The organism is Flavobacteriales bacterium, from assembly GCA_013214975.1.
Classification (GTDB): domain Bacteria; phylum Bacteroidota; class Bacteroidia; order DT-38; family DT-38; genus DT-38.
In genome coordinates, this window is record JABSPR010000190.1 from 1 (window position 1) to 1,711 (window position 1,711).

Annotated in this window: 2 protein-coding genes; both read right to left on the reverse strand. The window is 34.8% G+C overall.

The features are described 5' to 3' along the window. Window positions 1-318: dTDP-4-dehydrorhamnose 3,5-epimerase family protein (locus tag HRT72_06510; protein NQY67359.1), on the reverse strand; the 318-nt coding region annotated here is incomplete at its 3' end. Window positions 319-325: 7 nt separating this feature from the next. Further along, window positions 326-1,711: polysaccharide biosynthesis tyrosine autokinase (locus tag HRT72_06515; protein ID NQY67360.1), on the reverse strand; the 1,386-nt coding region annotated here is incomplete at its 5' end.

Consider the following 1,711-nt stretch of genomic DNA (forward strand, 5'->3'; position numbering starts at 1 on the left):
GTTATGCTCGTTAAGCTCTACGCTCACGTATTTACCATAATATGGGCTTCCTTTACGAATGTCAACGGCGATATCTAAAACAGCACCTTTTATTACCCTCACCAATTTCCCTTGAGCAAAAGGTTGCCTTTGAAAATGTAGTCCGCGGATAACATTTTTGTCGGAAAGTGATTGGTTATCTTGCACAAAAGAAATATCAATTCCGTTTTTCAAGAATGTTCTTTCACTGTACGATTCGAAAAAGCTACCTCTGTCATCTTCATACACGCTTGGTTCTATTTCCACGACATCGGGAATAGCAGTTGCCTTAAATCTCATTTAATATTTACTTTTTTTCAGATCCTTTGTCCTCATAATACCCATATCCATATCCGTACCCATAACCGTAACCATACCCATACCCATATCCGTAGTTGTAATCTGGTTTTTGGAAATCAACTCGGTTTAAAATAATAGATAAATTACTTATGTTGTTTTCGTACATCAATCGATTAACTACTTCCGTAAAGTTTCTTTTAGAATAGTTAGCTCTAAATACGTATATAGGGATATCTGCTTTTTGAATATTCGCTAATCCATCTGTAACAATACCTACTGGAGGATTATCTAAGATAATTACGTCATATTGCTCTTTGAGTATAGCAAGTAGTTCATTCATTTTGTCGTTTAAAATTAGTTCTGACGGATTTGGAGGGATTGGCCCTGCAGTAATGAAATCCAAGTTAGGCAAGGTGCTTTTGTTTATACAGTTCGCTAATTTGTCTTTTCCAATTAAGAGTGTACTCATGCCTCTTTTGTTCTCAATACCAAAACCAACATGTATTTTGGGTTTCCTCATGTCTAAATCTAAGACGATAACTTTTAATTCGGTGAAAGCAATAATTCCTGCTAGGTTAATGGCAATAAAGGTTTTTCCCTCTCCAGAAACAGTTGATGTTATTGAAATGATTTTAGCGTCACCATCCTTATCGACAAATTGCATATTAGTTCGAATGGAACGAAAAGCTTCGGATATCATGGATTTGGGTTTTTTATCGACTAAAAGCTGTGAGACCGGTATGTCTTCTGAATAATCAGGAACCACTCCAAGTACAGTTGCATTTGTGTGTTTTTTAATGTCGTGAAGACTAGATACGGTATCATGCATAAAATACTTTATAGTAATTAAAACGAAGCCAATAAAGAGGCTAAGAGCCAAACAGGCTAATAGTATATTTTTTTTATTGGGAAAAATAGGAGAAGTAGGCTCATATGCCTTCTTTAATATGATATTGTTAGAAACAAAGCCAGCTCTTGATATAGAATACTCTGTCTTCTTTTGTTGAAGCATAGAATAGAAGGTTTCGTTAATAGAAAAGATTCTTTGAAGCCTAGAATATTCTAATTCTTTTGATGGTGTGTTGAAAATCTTGTCTTCAAGGGTTTTTACTTTCTCTTCGAGCGATTTTTCCAGCAGTATTATTTTGTCTTTCGTTCCTCTTAGGCTTTGAAGAAGTAGTTTTTTTTGAACCTCGATTGTATGGTCTATTCTTTCGATGGCACGATTATCTGGTTTTGCGAAATAGAATAATTCCTCTTTTTCAATAAGTAATTTATGTAAGTTGGAGACGAGATTGGTAATGGTAGCATTATAGCTAGAGCTGCCCATTAATAACAGTAAATCGTAAACACTGGTTTCAGACCCATTATCAATTTTGTCTTGAATATTCGA